Origin of the sequence: Mesorhizobium loti, assembly GCF_003148495.1 — a bacterium.
GTDB classification, from domain to species: Bacteria; Pseudomonadota; Alphaproteobacteria; order Rhizobiales; family Rhizobiaceae; genus Mesorhizobium; species Mesorhizobium loti.
In genome coordinates, this window is record NZ_QGGH01000004.1 from 239806 (window position 1) to 255401 (window position 15596).

Here is a 15596-nt window from a genome sequence, read left to right on the forward strand (position 1 = left end):
GACGTCGTTTTACGCCCGGGTCACTGAGGGGAGTCCTATTGTTTCGTTGTTAGGCCCTTCAATCGGTAGAGCGCTTCCAGCGCCTCCCGTGGCGTCATCTCGTCGGGATTGATCTCGCCCAGCGCCACACCCAGCGCATCACTCTTCACCGGCTTCGGCGCCTCCCGCTTCACCGCCACCGAAAACAGCGGCAGGTCGTCGACCAGCCGGTTCGTCTTGCCCGAAACCTCGCCTTCCTCAAGTTGGTGCAGCACTTCCTTGGCCCGGTCGACCACGGCTTCCGGCAGGCCAGCCAGCCGCGCTACCTGCACGCCATAGGAGCGGTCGGCGGCACCCTTGCCGACTTCGTGCAGGAAGACGACGTCGTTTTCCCATTCCTTGACCCGCATGGTCACATTGTGGAGCCGCGCCAGCTTGCCGGCGAGCGAGGTCATCTCGTGGAAATGGGTGGCGAAGATCGCCCGGCAGCGGTTCTTCTCATGCAGATATTCGACCGCCGCCCACGCGATCGACAGGCCGTCGAAAGTGGCGGTGCCGCGGCCGATTTCGTCGAGGATCACCAGTGCGCGCTCACCGGCCTGGTTGAGGATCGCCGCCGTCTCGACCATCTCGACCATGAAGGTCGAGCGGCCGCGCGCCAGATCGTCCGAGGCGCCGACACGCGAGAACAGCCGGTCGACGACACCGATATGGGCCGATGTCGCCGGCACGAACGAGCCGGTCTGGGCCAGGATGGCGATCAGCGCGTTTTGCCGCAGGAACGTCGACTTACCGCCCATGTTGGGGCCGGTCAGAAGCCAGATCGCGCCGTTCTTGGCGCTGCCCTCCGGCGACAGGTCGCAATCATTGGCGACGAATGGGCCTTCGCCGGAGCGGCGCAGGGCCTGTTCGACCATCGGATGCCGGCCGCCCGTAATCTCGAAGGCGAGGCTGGAATCCACCACTGGCCTGCACCAGGCCTCGCCTTCGGACAAAAGCGCGAGGGCGGCCGAGACGTCGAGCACGGCCAGCGCATCGGCCCCAGAGCGGATCTTCTCGGCTTCGCCGACCGCTTCCGCCGTCAACGCGTCGAAGGCGGCAAGCTCGATGCTGAGCGCCCGGTCGGCGGCATTGGCGATCTTGGTCTCGAGCTCGGCAAGCTCGGTCGTGGTGAAGCGCATGGCATTGGCCATGGTCTGGCGGTGGATGAAGCGCGCCTTGGCGCCATCGCTGCCGGTCATCGCCGCGTGGTGGTTGGCGGTCACCTCGATGTAGTAGCCGAGCACATTGTTGTGCCGGATCTTCAGCGAGCGGATGCCGGTCTCGTCGATCAGCGAGCGCTCCAGCCCGGCGATCACTTTTCGCGATTCGTCGCGCAGCGCCCGCATCTCGTCGAGATCGGCATGGTAACCGCCGCGCACGAAGCCACCGTCGCGCTTGAGCAGCGGCAGTTCGTCGCCAAGCGCCTGCGTCAGATGCTGGGCCAGCGCCTGGGGCAGGGCATGGATGGCGGCGAGTGCGGCCGTCAATTCCTGAGGCAGGGCGGTCGCGGCAAAGATTTCAGCGATCGCGCCGGCCGCCTCGAAACCGGCGCGCAGCGCGCCGAGGTCGCGCGGACCGCCGCGGTTGAGCGCCAGCCTGGACAGCGCGCGCGGCATGTCGGCGACGCTCTTCAGGCTCGACCGCACCGCCTGGCAGAGCCGCGTCTCGGAGCGGAAGAACGACACCGAGTCCAGCCTGGCGCCGATCGCGGCCGGGTCGGTCAGCGGCGCCATCAGCCGGTCGGCGAGCAGTCTTGCGCCGCCGCCGGTCACCGTGCGGTCGATCGCCTTGAACAGCGAGCCTTCGCGGCTGCCCGACAGTGTGCGCAGCAGTTCGAGATTGCCGCGTGTTGCCGGGTCGATGAACAGGGTCGAGCCCTGCTCCTCGCGCTCCGGCCGCGACAGCGGCGGGCGCTCGGCCTTCTGCGTCTTCTCGACATAGGCGATGGCGCCCGAGATCGCCGACAGTTCTGCGCGCGAAAAGGCGCCAAAGCTATCCGGCGTCGCCACATCGAAGAAACGGGCGATGCGTCCGGTGGCCGAGGCCGAATCGAACAGTGACGGCGGCTGCGGGCTGGCGACGCGGCCGAGCACGTCGAACACTGGCTTTAGTTCGGGATCGTGGAACACCGGCTCGGCGACGATCAATTCGCGCGGATCGACACGGAAGATGTCGGCCAGCAGCCGGTCGGCGGTGGTGTCCGTGACGCGAAAGGCGCCGGTCGAGATGTCGATCCAGGCCAGCGCGAAACTGTGGTCAGCTCCGCCCTTCACCCGTCCCAGCGCCATCAGGAAACTCGATTCCGAGGGCGCCAGCAATTTGTCCTCGGTGATGGTGCCAGGGGTTACCAGCCGCACCACGTCGCGGCGCACCACCGATTTGCCGCCGCGTTTCTTCGCCTCTGCCGGGTCCTCGATCTGCTCGCAGACGGCGACGCGGAATCCCTGGCCGATCAGCTTCTGCAGATAATCGTCGGCCGCATGCACCGGCACGCCGCACATCGGAATGTCGAGCCCTTGGTACTTGCCGCGCTTGGTCAGCACGATGCCCAGCGCCCGGCTCGCCTTCTCGGCATCATCGAAGAACAGCTCGTAGAAATCGCCCATGCGATAGAACAGCAGCGAATCCGGGTTCGCTGCCTTGATCTCGATAAACTGCTCTATCATCGGCGTGGCGCCGGCGTGGGCGGTGGGCACCGGCGTCATCGCCTCGGGGGCGTCTGGCTCGTTTGGAATGTGCATGTTCATGCGCGGCACGCTAGCAGATGTGATCGCGCGGTTTAATGCCGAGGCTTCGAAAAACGGGGGACGACCGACACGGCCGATTGCCCGCAATTGCCGATCCGATCCGCGATTCCCGCGCGCTGGCGGTTTACACGCGGCGGCGCGTGGTCTTAATTCGGACCGAAACAAAGCACCCGCTCAAGGAGGTGCTGCACCGGCGAGGAAATCAAAAGCATCATGGCCAGGAAAACCGAGAACACCGGTCCGTCCGTCAGCGCGCAGGAAGCGCTCGAATTCCACGCCATGGGCCGCCCCGGCAAGCTGGAGGTCGTCGCCACCAAGCCGATGGCAACGCAACGTGACCTGAGCCTCGCCTATTCGCCCGGTGTCGCGGTTCCGGTTCTGGCCATCGCCGAGGACCCAAGCCGCGCCTTCGACTACACGACGCGCGGCAACATGGTCGCCGTCATCTCCAACGGCACCGCCATCCTCGGCCTCGGCAACCTCGGCGCGCTGGCCTCCAAGCCGGTGATGGAAGGTAAGGCGGTGCTGTTCAAGCGTTTCGCCGATGTCGATTCCATCGACCTCGAGGTCGACACCGAGGACGCCGACGAGTTCATCAACTGCGTGCGCTTCCTTGGGCCCTCCTTCGGCGGCATCAATCTCGAGGACATCAAGGCGCCGGAATGCTTCATCATCGAGCAGCGCCTGCGCGAATTGATGGACATTCCGGTCTTCCATGACGACCAGCACGGCACCGCGATCATATCCTCCGCCGGCCTGATCAACGCGCTGGAGATCACCGGGCGCGACATGAAGACCACGAAAATGGTCTGCAACGGCGCCGGCGCCGCCGGCATCGCTTGCATCGAGCTGATGAAGGCGATGGGCTTTGCGCCCGAAAACATCACTTTGTGCGACACCAAGGGCGTGGTATTCCAGGGCCGCACCGAAGGCATGAACCAGTGGAAGTCGGCGCATGCGGTGAAGACAGAGGCGCGCAGCCTCGCCGAGGCACTCGACGGCGCCGACGTCTTCCTCGGCCTTTCCGCCAAGGGCGCGCTGACCACCGCCATGGTGCAGTCGATGGCCAAGAACCCGATCATCTTCGCCATGGCCAATCCCGATCCGGAAATCACGCCGGAGGAAGTGGCCGAGATCCGCACCGATGCCATCATGGCCACCGGGCGTTCGGACTACCCGAACCAGGTCAACAATGTGCTCGGCTTTCCCTACATCTTCCGCGGCGCGCTGGATGTGCGGGCGACCACCATCAATGACGACATGAAGATCGCCGCCGCCCGCGCGCTGGCGGCACTTGCGCGCCAGGATGTGCCCGATGATGTCGCCGCCGCCTACCAGGGCAACCGGCCGAAATTCGGCCCCAACTACATCATCCCGGTGCCGTTCGACCCGCGCCTGATCTCGGCCATCCCGATCGCGGTGGCCAAGGCGGCTATGGACTCGGGCGTCGCCCGCAAGCCGATCCTCGACCTCGACCGCTATGCGCAGGAGCTGTCCGCCCGCCGCGACCCGATCGCCTCGACCCTGCAGCGCATCTACGACCGCGTGCGCCGCCAGCCCAAGCGCATCGTCTTCGCCGAGGGTGAGGAGGAACAGGTCATGCGCGCCGCCGTCTCTTATGTGAACCAGCGGCTCGGCACCGCCATCCTGCTTGGCCGCGACGACGTCATCAAGGAAAACGCCAAGCACGCCGGCATCGATCTCAACAAGCAAGGCATCGAGATCATCAATGCAAGGCTGTCGCGCCGCAACGGCATCTACACCGACTATCTCTACGAGCGCATGCAGCGCAAAGGCTTCCTGTTCCGCGACTGCCAACGCCTGATCAACAACGACCGCAACCACTTCGCCGCCTGCATGGTGGCGCTGGGTGACGCCGACGGCATCGTCACCGGCGTCACCCGCAACTATTCTACGGCGCTCGACGATATCCGCCGCGTCATCGACGCGAAGCCCGGCCACCGCGTCATCGGCGTCTCGATCGTGCTGGCGCGGGGCAAGACCGTGCTGGTCGCTGACACCGCCGTGCACGACATGCCGAACGCCGAGCAGATCGCCGACATCGCCGAGGAAGCCGCGGGCTTCGCCCGCCGCATGGGCTACGAGCCGAGGCTTGCCATGCTCGCCTACTCGACCTTCGGCCATCCGCAGGGCGAGCGCTCCGAACGCGTCCAGGAAGCCGTGCGCATCCTCGACAAGCGCCGCGTCGATTTCGAGTATGACGGCGAAATGGCCGCCGACGTGGCGCTCAACGCCCGTGCCATGGCGCAATACCCGTTCATCCGGCTCACCGGCCCGGCCAATGTGCTGATCATGCCGGCGTTCCACTCCGCCTCGATCTCGACCAAGATGCTACAGGAACTCGGCGGCTCGACGGTGATCGGCCCGCTGCTGGTCGGGCTGAACAAGCCGGTTCAGATCGTGTCGCTGAATGCCAAGGATTCAGACATCGTGAATATGGCGGCGATTGCGGCTTACACGGCGGGGACGTGACGAACGGTCCGCGTTGGGGGCGGCAAAGTCGCGAACGTTTTTCGAGCGAGGCAAGGCCTTGCGCGGCATGAACGGAATCGGCCGCGCCATTCCGCCTGAACACGTGTGATCGCAGGAATCCTGCGATTCAAGCCGAATTTGCGGGTAAATCACCGCGATCCATAAGATATTGATAATATCCGGTTGTTATACCAGAGAGCTGTCGTCGATGTGCCAGAGCGGCATTTTGGACAGACTGGGGTGGTGACCGTCATGGATTTTCAGCCGTGAAGCACGATACGAGTCCTGCAACCGTGGTCGGCCAGGGGGCCTATCACGACGAGCGCCTGGATGCGCTTCTCAGCATCACCGGCCGGATGGACGGCTACCTTTACCGCTGCCGCAACGATGCGTCCTACACCATGCTCTACATCAGCGACGGCATTCTCACCATCAGCGGTTATCGACCGAGCGATTTCATTCACAACGCGGTGCGCGACTATGTCTCGGCCATCCATCCGGATGACCTGCCCTCGGTCTATGCGGCCGTCGATGCCGCGCTCGAGGCGCGCTGCAACTGGAACGTCGACTACCGCATCGTGCCGCGGGTCGGCGAATCGCTCTGGGTCCGCGAGATCGGCGGCGGTGTCTGGGACGATGCCGGCGAACTCGAATTCCTCGAAGGCTTCGTCGTCGACATCAGCGACCGCAAGGTCGTCGAGGACCTCAACGCCCAGCTGCTGCTGGATCTGAAGACAGCCAACGAAGAACTCTCGGCGCAAAAGCGCGAGATCGAACTGGCGAAGCAGCAGAGCGACCATTCGGCCAACCACGACGCATTGACCGACTTGCCCAACAGGCGCGCCTTCCACGACGAACTCAAATCGGTGGTGGCCCGCTGCGGCGCCACCGGCGAGGCGGCCGGCCTTCTGTTCATCGACCTCGACCGGTTCAAGGAAGTCAACGATACGCTCGGCCACGAGGCTGGCGATGCGCTGCTGCAGCGCGTGTCGAGCCAGCTTCGCTCGATCCTGCGCAGCGCCGATTTCGTCGCCCGGCTTGGCGGCGACGAGTTCGCCTTCCTGTTCTCGGGCGACGCCGATCTGGCACAGCAGAAGGCCGTGCGCGTCGCCGAACGTATCCTGGAAAGGTTGCGGATCAAGGTTCCCACGCCGACTGGCGCCATCCAGGTCGGCTGCACCGTTGGCGTGGCCATGTATCCGGCGGAGGCCGCCGATTCCGAAGCGCTGATCGCGCTCGCCGACCGGCTGATGTACATCGGAAAAAAGAGCGGCCGCAACCGGCTGGTCACCGCCAGGGAAATGGCGCCGCAACACCCATCGTCCAGGCCGCGGCCCCCGATCCGCAAGACTACCTAGGCGACGCTATCAAGGGCGTGCACAAGGGTTCTCAAGCCATACCCATCGCCTGCTTGTGGGTGGCAATCTCCGCCAACAGCCACGCGCGGAACCGCTTGATGCCGGCCGAACCGCGATTGCCCGACTTCTGCTGCAGGCAGTAGCTTTCCGGAATCGTGTGCCGCACCGGAAACGGCGCCACCAACTGGCCGCTGGCCAGCAGATCCTGCGCCATGATGTTGTCGACCAGCGCCACACCACCGCCATTGACCGCCTCGCGCACGGCCAGTGCCGGGTCATGGAAGATCGGGCCGGATTTGGCGTCGACCTTCAGCCCTTCTTTCTCGAACCATTCCTCCCACCAGGCGGTCGTATTCTCGTGCAGCAGCCTCTGTCCGGCAAGATCGGCTACCCGGCTTGGCGCATTCGGACCGGCAAGCAGGGCCGGCGCGCAGACGGGAAAGATCACCAGTGACACAAGCTGCAAATAGTCTGCATTGCCGGCATCGGCGGTGAACAGCACGCGCAGATCGGCACTCGGATTGCCACCCCGGCTCTGATCGTCGTGGATCGACACGTCGAGTTCGAAATCGGGATTCTCGGCGCGGAAGCGCGGCAGGCGGTCGGCCAGCCACAGGTTCATGAAGGTCGCGTTGATCGACAGCGAGGCGCGCTTGGCGGCATCGGGGCGGCCATGGCTGCCCATCTCTTCGGTGGCAGCCTCGATCGACCTGAAGGCGGTGGATAGCCGGCGAGCAAAGTGGGTGGCTTTCGGCGCCAGTGTTACCTGTCGGATGCCACGCTCGAACAACTCCATACCCAGCGCCTGTTCCAGTGACCGGATATGCCGGCTCACCGCCGAGGGCGTCAGCCGCAACTCGTCGGCGGCATCCTTGAAGCTGTGCAGGCGCGCCGCCGCTTCGAAAGCTCGGATCGCATTCAACGAAGGCAGCTTCATTGTCGAAGACAAAGCTTGAGATGAGTTTTTGTCAAGTATGACCGACAAAAATGCCGTTTGTCGGATCGTGCCGAACGGGCAATTCTCATGCGATCCGACCCCTTGGGGAGACCGCGCCATGCGCCATCTTGCCACCCTTGCCGCATCGATGTTCGCTCTATCCGTTTGCACCTTGACGGGCGATGCTCTCGCCGCCGAGGACAAGACTGTCAACATTTACTTCTGGTACGATTACGTGCCCGCCGACACCATCGCTGACTTCGAGAAACAGACCGGCATCAAGGTCGTCTACGACACATTCGATGCCGTCGAGATGCTCACGACCAAGGCGCTGACCGGGGGCTCCGGCTATGACCTGATCATGCCGGGCGCATCGATCGTCGGCCAGTACATCAAAGCCGGCGCCATCCGGAAGCTCGACGAGACGAACCTCCCCAACGCCTCGGGTCTCAATCCCGACATCATGGCCTTCCTGGCCAGGCAGGATCCGGGCAACGCCTATGCGGTGCCCTATGCCTATGGCACGACAGGCATCATCTACAACAAGGCCAAGATCGCCGAGCGGATGAAGGACGCCCCGGTCAACAGCCTCGACATGGTCTTCAATTCGGAGGTGGCGCGAAAATTCCAGGATTGCGGCATCGCTATGGTTGATTCGCCGGAAGGCGTGATGTCGATCGCACTCAACTACCTCGGCTTCGACCCGTTCTCGACCGACGAGAGCGAGATCAGGAAGGCAGCCAATCTGCTCACGGGGATCAAGCCTTACATCAGGCATTTCAAATCGGGCTCGATCATGAGCGAGATGGCGGCCGGCGATCTCTGCCTGGCGCTTGGCTGGAGTGGCGATGCGATCGGCGCGGCGACCAAGGCGGTGGACGCCAAAAGCGGCGCCGATATCGGCTATTCCATCCCGAAGGAGGGCACGGAAATCTTCTTCGACGTCGTTACCATTCCGGTCGATGCGCCGCACCCCGAAAACGCCCAGGCCTTTCTGGATTTCCTGATCACGCCGCGGGTCGCCGCCCGCTTCACCAATGCGACGCTCTACCCGAACGCTGTCAAGGCGGCGACGCCGATGGTCGACGAGGTCGTTCGCGACAATCCAGACATCTACATCTCGCAAGAGACGATGAAACATTTGTTTGCCGCTCAACCACGCGATCAGAAATCGCTGCGCCTGGTTACCCGGCTATGGACCGGCTTCATCACCGGAACGAACTGATCCTGACCTGCTCGGGCCCTGCACCTCTCTCCAGCAAAAAGATGATCGATATGCTCAAATCATTGCCGCACACACGCGAAACCGACAATGCCGTTTTCGGCAAGACCATTTACGGGGGTTCGCACGAGCCGGTCTATGGCGGCGTCCTGTCCTTCATGCGCCGCAGGTTGACCCGCAACCTTGACGGCGTCGATGTCGCCGTGTGGGGCATCCCGTTCGATGCGGCCGTCTCCAACCGGCCGGGCGCCCGCTTCGGTCCGCAAGGCGTGCGGCGCGCCTCGGCCATCCTCGAAGGCGATCCGCAATATCCCTTCCGCGCAGATCCGTTCGAACGGTTGGCGGTCATCGACTATGGCGATTGCGGCCTTGATTTCGGCCGGCATGACGAGACGCCATGGCAGATCGAGGCGCAGGCGGGCGAGGTCGTCGATGCCGGCGTCACGCTGTTGTCCATCGGCGGCGATCACTACGTCACCTGGCCGCTGCTCAGAGCGCATGCGAAGAAGTATGGGCCGCTGGCGCTGGTCCAGTTCGACGCCCATCAGGACACCTGGCTCGACGAGGAGAAGCGTATCGACCATGGCTCGTTCGTCGCCAGGGCCGTCAGCGAAGGCCTGATCAGGCCGGAGCGCTCGATCCAGGTCGGCATCCGCACCCACGCGCCGGACACCTGCGGCCTTGAAATCCTGCATGGCGAAGATGTCGCCGAGCTCGGTGTGGCCGGCGTTGTCGAGCGCATCAAGGCGCGTGTGGGCGATGCCAGGACCTATCTGACCTTCGACATCGACTGTCTCGACCCGGCCTTTGCCCCAGGCACCGGCACGCCGGTCGCCGGTGGTCTTTCGTCACGCGAGGCGCTGATGATCCTGCGGCGGCTGGGCTCGCTTGATATCGTCGGCGCCGACGTCGTCGAAGTGGCGCCGGCCTATGACCATGCCGACGTCACGTCGATCGCCGGTGCCGCCGTGCTGCAGCATTATCTTGGCTTGCTGGCGGAAAGGAAAGGATAGCTCCGGCCGGCGGGGCTCATATCAGTTTTAGTCCGGCGCGAACGCACGCGCCGCCTCGATGACCTCGTCGACCTGATCCTGCCTGAGCAGGTCGACGGGAACGCGGCCGTCGAGCTGCGCCGAGGGGCGCGTCAGCCACAGCCACGCCAGTCTGGGGTTGCTGATCAGGGACAGCACGTCGCGAATGCCCGTGACCGGCCTGCCGTCGACGAACTGCGCCAGCGGGAAGACATGTTTGCGGCCGCCCTTGCGCAAGGCGATGACCTCGCCCCGCCGTTGCCAGCGATGCAGCGTCGAGCGGGCGATACGCAAATTCTCTTCCAGATAGGTCGAGCCGGCGACGCGGCCCGCCCAGTCCTCGATCAGCATCGATTCGAGATCGTCGGACTTTGGCAGCGAAGAGGGCTCGGCATCGGCCAACAGGGTCGTCGGCGGATTTGTCTCGCCAGCAATACCGGCTTCGCTGCGGCGCGCGGCCTCCGCCGCCAGGGCGCGCACGAATTTCGATGCCAGGCCGGGAAGGTCGGCATGGATGGTGTCGATGGCGCGCTGGTGCTTCGGCGACAGCAAGGTGACGGCGGACGCTATGCTGCCGGCGATCTTGCCGACCGAGACCATGGTGGGCTTGTTGATGGCCTCGTCATAATGGGCAAGCGCGCGTTCGACCTCCTCCGCGACCATATCCGCGAAGTCGTCCTGCTTGAGGCCCCGGATCTGAAATCTGTTCATGCATCTGTCTTCCGGGCCGCGCGCTCCTCCCACAGAAGCGGCCGGTTGTTGAATTTCTAGAGCGGAAAGCGAAAATCGCAACGGCAACAGATGCAGCGGCCCGACAGCTTGCTGTCTCGCATTTCTTGACACCCCAACTGACTATCGGCGCCCCGAAAGGTCAATCGCGGGGCGCCTAGATTGCGTGTAGGTGCGGTGTGTGACAGCCGCGCGACGGTGAGAAGCGGTCCGCGCAGCGGACGAAAAGCCAATTGCTTGGCTTTTCGAGCTTCGAACGCCCTGAGCCTGCGAAGGGCTGGAGCGCGATCCTGCTACTACCCCAGCAAGCGCCCGCCTTTGAGCTAAAGCAACCCCGCCTGCTCAGCCTCGCGGCGCAAATTCTGCCGCGGCCTGGGGCCGATCTGCTGGATCACCAGTCCGGCCGCCAGCGAGCCAAGGTCGCCGCAGGTCTGCAGGTCGCGGCCTTGCGTGTAACCATGCAGGAAGCCCGCGGCATAGAGATCGCCGGCACCGGTCGTGTCGACCAGTTCCTTGATGGCGGTCGCCTTGATCACCACGGTTTCGTCGCCGCGCACGATGACGGAGCCTTTTTCCGAGCGGGTCACGGCGGCGATCCGGCAATCCTTGCGGATCTGCGCCAGCGCCTCGTCGAATGACGATGTCTGATAGAGCGACTTGATCTCGTGGCTGTTGGCAAAGACAAAGACGATGTCGACCGTTCCCGAGCGCATCAAGTCGAGGAATTCGTCGCGGTAGCGGTCGACGCAGAACGAATCCGACAGTGTCATGGACACTTCGCGGCCTGCCGCATGCGCCAGCTTCGCCGTCTGGCGGATCGCTTCCTTGGCGCGTGGCGGGTCCCACAGATAGCCTTCGAAATAGGTGACTTTGGCGCCAGACGCCTTGTCGGCCTCGACGTCCTCCGGTCCAAGCTCGACGCAGGCGCCGAGATAGGTGTTCATCGAGCGCTCGCCGTCGGGGGTGACGAAGATCATCGAGCGTGCCGTCGGCGGCTCGCCCTTGAGCGGCCTGGTGTCGAAGGCGACGCCCTGGGCGTGGATGTCGTGGGCGTAGATTTCGCCCAGCGCATCGTTGGAGACCTTGCCGAAGAAGGCAGCGCGGCCGCCGAAGCTTGCGACGCCGGCCGCCGTGTTGCCGGCGCTGCCGCCGGAGGCTTCGATCGCCGGGCCCATGCGGCTGTAGAGCAGCTCGGCGCGCTGTGTGTCGATGAGGTTCATCGCGCCCTTGATGATGCCGTTGGTCTCGAGGAATTCCTCGTCGCACTGGGCGATGATGTCGACAATGGCATTGCCGATGCAAAGCACGTCATATTTCGGCATCAATGTCTCCGCCAAAAACCCGAGCCGGCTTCTTGCCATGCCCGGGCGGGTCTACAGCATGACCCCCGAAAATTGGCAACCGATTTTCTGCCGCCGCCGGCGGGGCGGTGCGCCTGGTGCACGCCAACCGCGAGGCGCTATGACAATTCGACCGTGGCCGAAGCATTTCATCGCCGCACGGCCTACAAGCATGGCTCAGACGATCCCATTTCGACGCCGAGCCAGCCCCCTATGTCTACAAAGAACGGACCTGCAAAAAACAACCTGACCACCGACCTGGCGCTGCTCGCCGTGCTGGCGGTGCTCTGGGGCGCCTCCTACACCTTCATCAAGATCGGCGTCGAGACGATCCCGCCGGTCACCTTCATTGCCGCCCGCACCCTGATCGCCGGTGGCATCCTGTTCGCCATCATCCGCTGGCGCGGGCTCACCATGCCGGGCGACGCGGCAAGCTGGCGCCGCTTTGCCTTCCAGGCATGCCTCAACAGCGTCATACCGTTCACCTTGATCGCCGCGGCCGAACGCTCGGTCGACGCCGGCCTCGCCACGATCCTGAACGCGACCTCGCCGATCTTCACCTTCCTTTTGACCGCGCTCATCACCCGCCATGAGCCGGTCACGTTGCGCAAACTGATTGGCGTCGGCGCCGGCATTGCCGGCATCTGCCTCATCATCGGCACCGAGGCGCTGGGTGGCCTTGGTCACGAGCTTTGGGCGCAGTTGGCAATCGTCGCGGCAACGATCTGCTATGCGGGTGCGGCCATTTTCGGCCGCGGCTTCAAGGGCCTCGATCCGATGCTGCCGGCCGCAGGTTCGATGCTGTGCGGCGCCATCATCCTCGTGCCGCTCAGTCTTGTGTTCGACCAGCCGTGGACGCTGGCGCCATCGACGGCGTCGATCCTGGCCTTGCTCGGCCTGTCGGTCTTTTCCACTGCGCTGGCCTTCGTCATCTATTTCCGCCTCATCCACACGCTGGGCTCGGTCGGCACCACCTCGCAGGCCTATCTGCGCGTGCCAATCGGCGTCGGCATCGGCGCCCTCTTCCTTGGCGAAAGCCTGGGCTCGACGGCATGGCTGGGCATGGGTTTTGTCGTGGCCGGGGTCGCTGCCATGACCATCCCGGTTCGCAAGCCAGCGTTTGCGCGATAGTTGTCCGCGCTTGTGCTCGCGACCTGCGCTGCCTATCTCGGAGGCGTCCGCCTTTCGGCGGCGTCCGCTGACCTGGGGTTGAAGCACGGTGATTTTCGACGCTGCCCGTACTGCGGCCCTCGAGCTGCTCTCGCCTCCGTTTCGTGCCGTGTTCATCAAGACGCTGGGCTTGACCGTGCTGGCGCTGGTGGCCCTGTGGTTCGGCCTGACCAGCCTCGTTGAGTGGCTGGCGCTGCCTTGGCTGCAGACGCTGTTGCCCGGCATGCCGTCCTGGGCCGGGTGGCTGGGCGGCATCGTCGCGGCAATAGCGCTTGCCTTCGGCATGGCGTTGCTCATCGCGCCGGTGACGGCTGTTATCGCCGGCCTGTTCCTTGACGATATCGCCGAAGTGGTCGAGCGCACCGACTATCCCGGCGATCCTCCCGGCCGCGCCATGCCGGTGCTGCGCTCGCTGGTGCTGTCGATGCGATTCCTTGGCGTCGTCATTCTCGGCAACATCGTGGCCCTGCTGCTTCTGCTGGTGCCGGGCGTCAACATCGCCGCTTTCTTCATCGTCAACGGCTATCTACTCGGGCGCGAGTTCTTCGAATTCGCCGCCATGCGCTTTCGCGGCGAAGAAGAGGCCAGGGCCTTGCGCAGGCACTATGCCGGCACGGTGTTTTTCTCCGGGCTGCTCATCGCTGCCTTCCTCGCCGTGCCACTGCTCAATCTGGTGACGCCGCTCTTCGCCGCCGCCATGATGGTGCATCTGCACAAGGCGATTTCGGTGCGGGAAAGACGCCGGTGACGGCACGTGTCAAGCTGAAGGTTTGGCGAACAGCGCCTGCAATTTGCCGAACGGCATGGCGGCGCGGGTGAAGCCGAACGTGCCGTCCTGCTGGATCTCGCGCGCCGCCGTTTCCAGCATGCCATAGGCGAAATTGGTCAGCCACGGCCCGAGCGAGATACGCTTGACGCCGGCCATGGCGAGATCCGCGATGGTGAAGCCGGGCCTCGCCATGACGTTGACCGGCTTGCTGACCGCCGAGCAGAGCGTGCGGATCATCGCGACGTCGCCGATGCCTGGCGCATAGAGCACGTCGGCGCCGGCCTTCTCGAAGGCCTGCAGCCGCTTGATGGTGTCGTCGAGGTCGGACTTGCCCCACAGAAAATTCTCGGCGCGCGCGGTGAAGACGAAATCGCGCTTCAGCGCCCGCGCCGCCTCCACGGCTGCCGCGACGCGCTCGACGGCATGCGTAAAATCATAGATCGGCTTGTCCGGATCGCCAGTGTGGTCTTCGATCGAGCAGCCGGCAAGACCGGCCGCTTCGGCCGCGAAGATGGTTTCGGCAGCCTGCTCGGCGCTGTCGCCCTTGCCCCTCTCGAGGTCGGCCGAGACCGGCAGGCTGGTCGCCGCCGTCACCTCGCGGCAATGGTGGATCATCGCCTCGAAGGTCACGGCGCCGTCCGGCAGGCCGCGCGAAAAGGCAAAGCCGGCGCTGGTCGTCGCCAGTGCCGTGAAGCCGAAGGAACCCAGCAGCTTCGTCGTGCCGATATCCCAGGGATTGGGCATGACGAAGGTCGAGGCATGCAGGTCGCGAAAGATCTTGCCCTTGTCCATGGTAATTCCCCCATCATGTGCTGTGTGGCTAAGCGGATTTTATCCTGCCCCATTTGACCGGGCAAACGAATGCGGTTGGTTCAGAAGCGTTTGGCGTTCTCTCCTGCCAATTTGTCCAGCGCGTCGGAATCCTTGGCGTAGCGCGATGTCTTCTTGTCCCAGTGATAGGTGACGGAAATCGCGTGGGACTCAGGCTTGGGCGGTTCGTCGCCGCACCTTTCGCCGTTCAGCACTGTGGCATCGGTCACCGTCACCTTGATGGCGGCATGGCGTTGGCCCTCGGCGATGGCTTTGAAGGCAATGTCCTGCGTCCGGCTGTAGGCACACACGTGCTCATTGAACATGTAGATGATGTCGATCAGCTTCAACCTGTCCCTGGCAACCATGATCAGCGGGACGATAATATAGTTCTGGTTTGAATTGGAATGCGAACTCTCGATCGTGAGGATGTCATCACTGGCGCTGACGGCGAGCTTGCCGGGTTCGCGGAAATAGGTGCTGCGGTCGAGGGCGACATTGGCGGCGTCGAGCAGCTTTGGCTTGCCCGTAATGTCGTACAGCGCCAGCACCGCATAGCCCTCGGCGCTATCGGAGGAATCACCGAGATCGAACAGCATGGTCAAGCGGTCCTTGCCGCCAGCCCTGATGGCAAGCACTGCAGCGTTGGAAAAGCCCGACGTCTCGGGCGGCGAGCCGCCGCTGTCGAGCCCCTCGATATGGCGCATCTTGATCGGCAGCCCGCCCCTGTAAAAGCCATTCTTGTCGGCGGCAAGATCAGGAATGACCATCCTGGCGAGGTCGAGATAGGTGAAATCTTTTCGGCCGGGCAGTGGGCTGCCTAGATCCGGAAGGCTGGCGTCTTGGGCAAGCGCTGCGGTCCACAGCAATGGCAGCAGCATCACGGCGAGGATGAAGCGAAGCAGGTTCGTCGGCATGGTCGTCGCCTCAGGCTGTCGGGCGCGGAACGTAGCACAGCCCACCAAGCCG

The 15596-nt window shown here is 64.2% G+C and carries 12 protein-coding genes; 6 read left to right on the top strand and 6 right to left on the bottom strand.

The genetic code is table 11. From position 1 onward, the window contains the following. Nucleotides 1-35: 35 nt before the first annotated feature. The gene (mutS, locus tag C8D77_RS18035) at nucleotides 36-2768 is read right to left on the bottom strand and encodes a DNA mismatch repair protein MutS (protein WP_109666053.1); all 2733 of its coding nucleotides are present in this window, start codon (nucleotides 2766-2768) and stop codon (nucleotides 36-38) included. A 213-nt stretch (nucleotides 2769-2981) separates the two neighbouring features. Between mutS and C8D77_RS18040 the strand changes: the two genes are divergently transcribed. Continuing rightward, a complete protein-coding gene (locus C8D77_RS18040) occupies nucleotides 2982-5261 on the top strand; it encodes an NADP-dependent malic enzyme (RefSeq protein WP_109666055.1) in 2280 nt (759 codons plus the stop codon). 266 nt (nucleotides 5262-5527) lie between these two features. Further along, complete coding sequence (locus tag C8D77_RS18045; protein ID WP_109666057.1) at nucleotides 5528-6619, top strand: sensor domain-containing diguanylate cyclase; 1092 nt, start codon at nucleotides 5528-5530, stop codon at nucleotides 6617-6619. A gap of 31 nt (nucleotides 6620-6650) precedes the next feature. On the opposite strand, the gene C8D77_RS18050 is transcribed toward C8D77_RS18045, so the two are convergent. Continuing rightward, a complete protein-coding gene (locus C8D77_RS18050; protein ID WP_245951813.1) occupies nucleotides 6651-7541 on the bottom strand; it encodes a LysR substrate-binding domain-containing protein in 891 nt (296 codons plus the stop codon). A gap of 133 nt (nucleotides 7542-7674) precedes the next feature. Between C8D77_RS18050 and C8D77_RS18055 the strand changes: the two genes are divergently transcribed. Further along, nucleotides 7675-8781, top strand: coding sequence for a polyamine ABC transporter substrate-binding protein (locus C8D77_RS18055; RefSeq protein ID WP_164757693.1), 1107 nt, complete (start codon nucleotides 7675-7677; stop codon nucleotides 8779-8781). A 50-nt stretch (nucleotides 8782-8831) separates the two neighbouring features. Then, nucleotides 8832-9791 carry an agmatinase gene (speB, locus tag C8D77_RS18060; RefSeq protein WP_109666730.1) on the top strand — a complete coding sequence of 320 codons (960 nt, stop codon included), beginning with the start codon at nucleotides 8832-8834 and terminating at the stop codon, nucleotides 9789-9791. A gap of 27 nt (nucleotides 9792-9818) precedes the next feature. Here the strand turns inward: speB and C8D77_RS18065 are convergent, their stop codons facing one another. Further along, nucleotides 9819-10520 carry an antitoxin Xre/MbcA/ParS-like domain-containing protein gene (locus C8D77_RS18065; protein ID WP_109666063.1) on the bottom strand — a complete coding sequence of 234 codons (702 nt, stop codon included), beginning with the start codon at nucleotides 10518-10520 and terminating at the stop codon, nucleotides 9819-9821. A gap of 341 nt (nucleotides 10521-10861) precedes the next feature. Further along, nucleotides 10862-11860, bottom strand: a complete 999-nt coding sequence (locus tag C8D77_RS18070) for an adenosine kinase (protein ID WP_109666066.1) — start codon at nucleotides 11858-11860, stop codon at nucleotides 10862-10864. Between the two features lie 231 nt (nucleotides 11861-12091). On the opposite strand from C8D77_RS18070, the gene C8D77_RS18075 reads away from it, so the two are divergent. Further along, nucleotides 12092-13009, top strand: coding sequence for a DMT family transporter (locus C8D77_RS18075; protein WP_170136763.1), 918 nt, complete (start codon nucleotides 12092-12094; stop codon nucleotides 13007-13009). An 88-nt stretch (nucleotides 13010-13097) separates the two neighbouring features. Next, nucleotides 13098-13796: a sulfate transporter family protein gene (locus C8D77_RS18080; protein WP_109666068.1), complete on the top strand. Its 699-nt coding sequence runs from the start codon at nucleotides 13098-13100 to the stop codon at nucleotides 13794-13796. Between the two features lie 9 nt (nucleotides 13797-13805). Here the strand turns inward: C8D77_RS18080 and C8D77_RS18085 are convergent, their stop codons facing one another. Both C8D77_RS18085 and C8D77_RS18090 read right to left on the bottom strand, forming a co-directional pair. Continuing rightward, the gene (locus tag C8D77_RS18085; RefSeq protein ID WP_109666070.1) at nucleotides 13806-14609 is read right to left on the bottom strand and encodes an isocitrate lyase/PEP mutase family protein; all 804 of its coding nucleotides are present in this window, start codon (nucleotides 14607-14609) and stop codon (nucleotides 13806-13808) included. Nucleotides 14610-14689: 80 nt separating this feature from the next. Then, a complete protein-coding gene (locus C8D77_RS18090) occupies nucleotides 14690-15544 on the bottom strand; it encodes a hypothetical protein (RefSeq protein ID WP_109666072.1) in 855 nt (284 codons plus the stop codon). Between the last annotated feature and the right edge of the window lie 52 nt (nucleotides 15545-15596).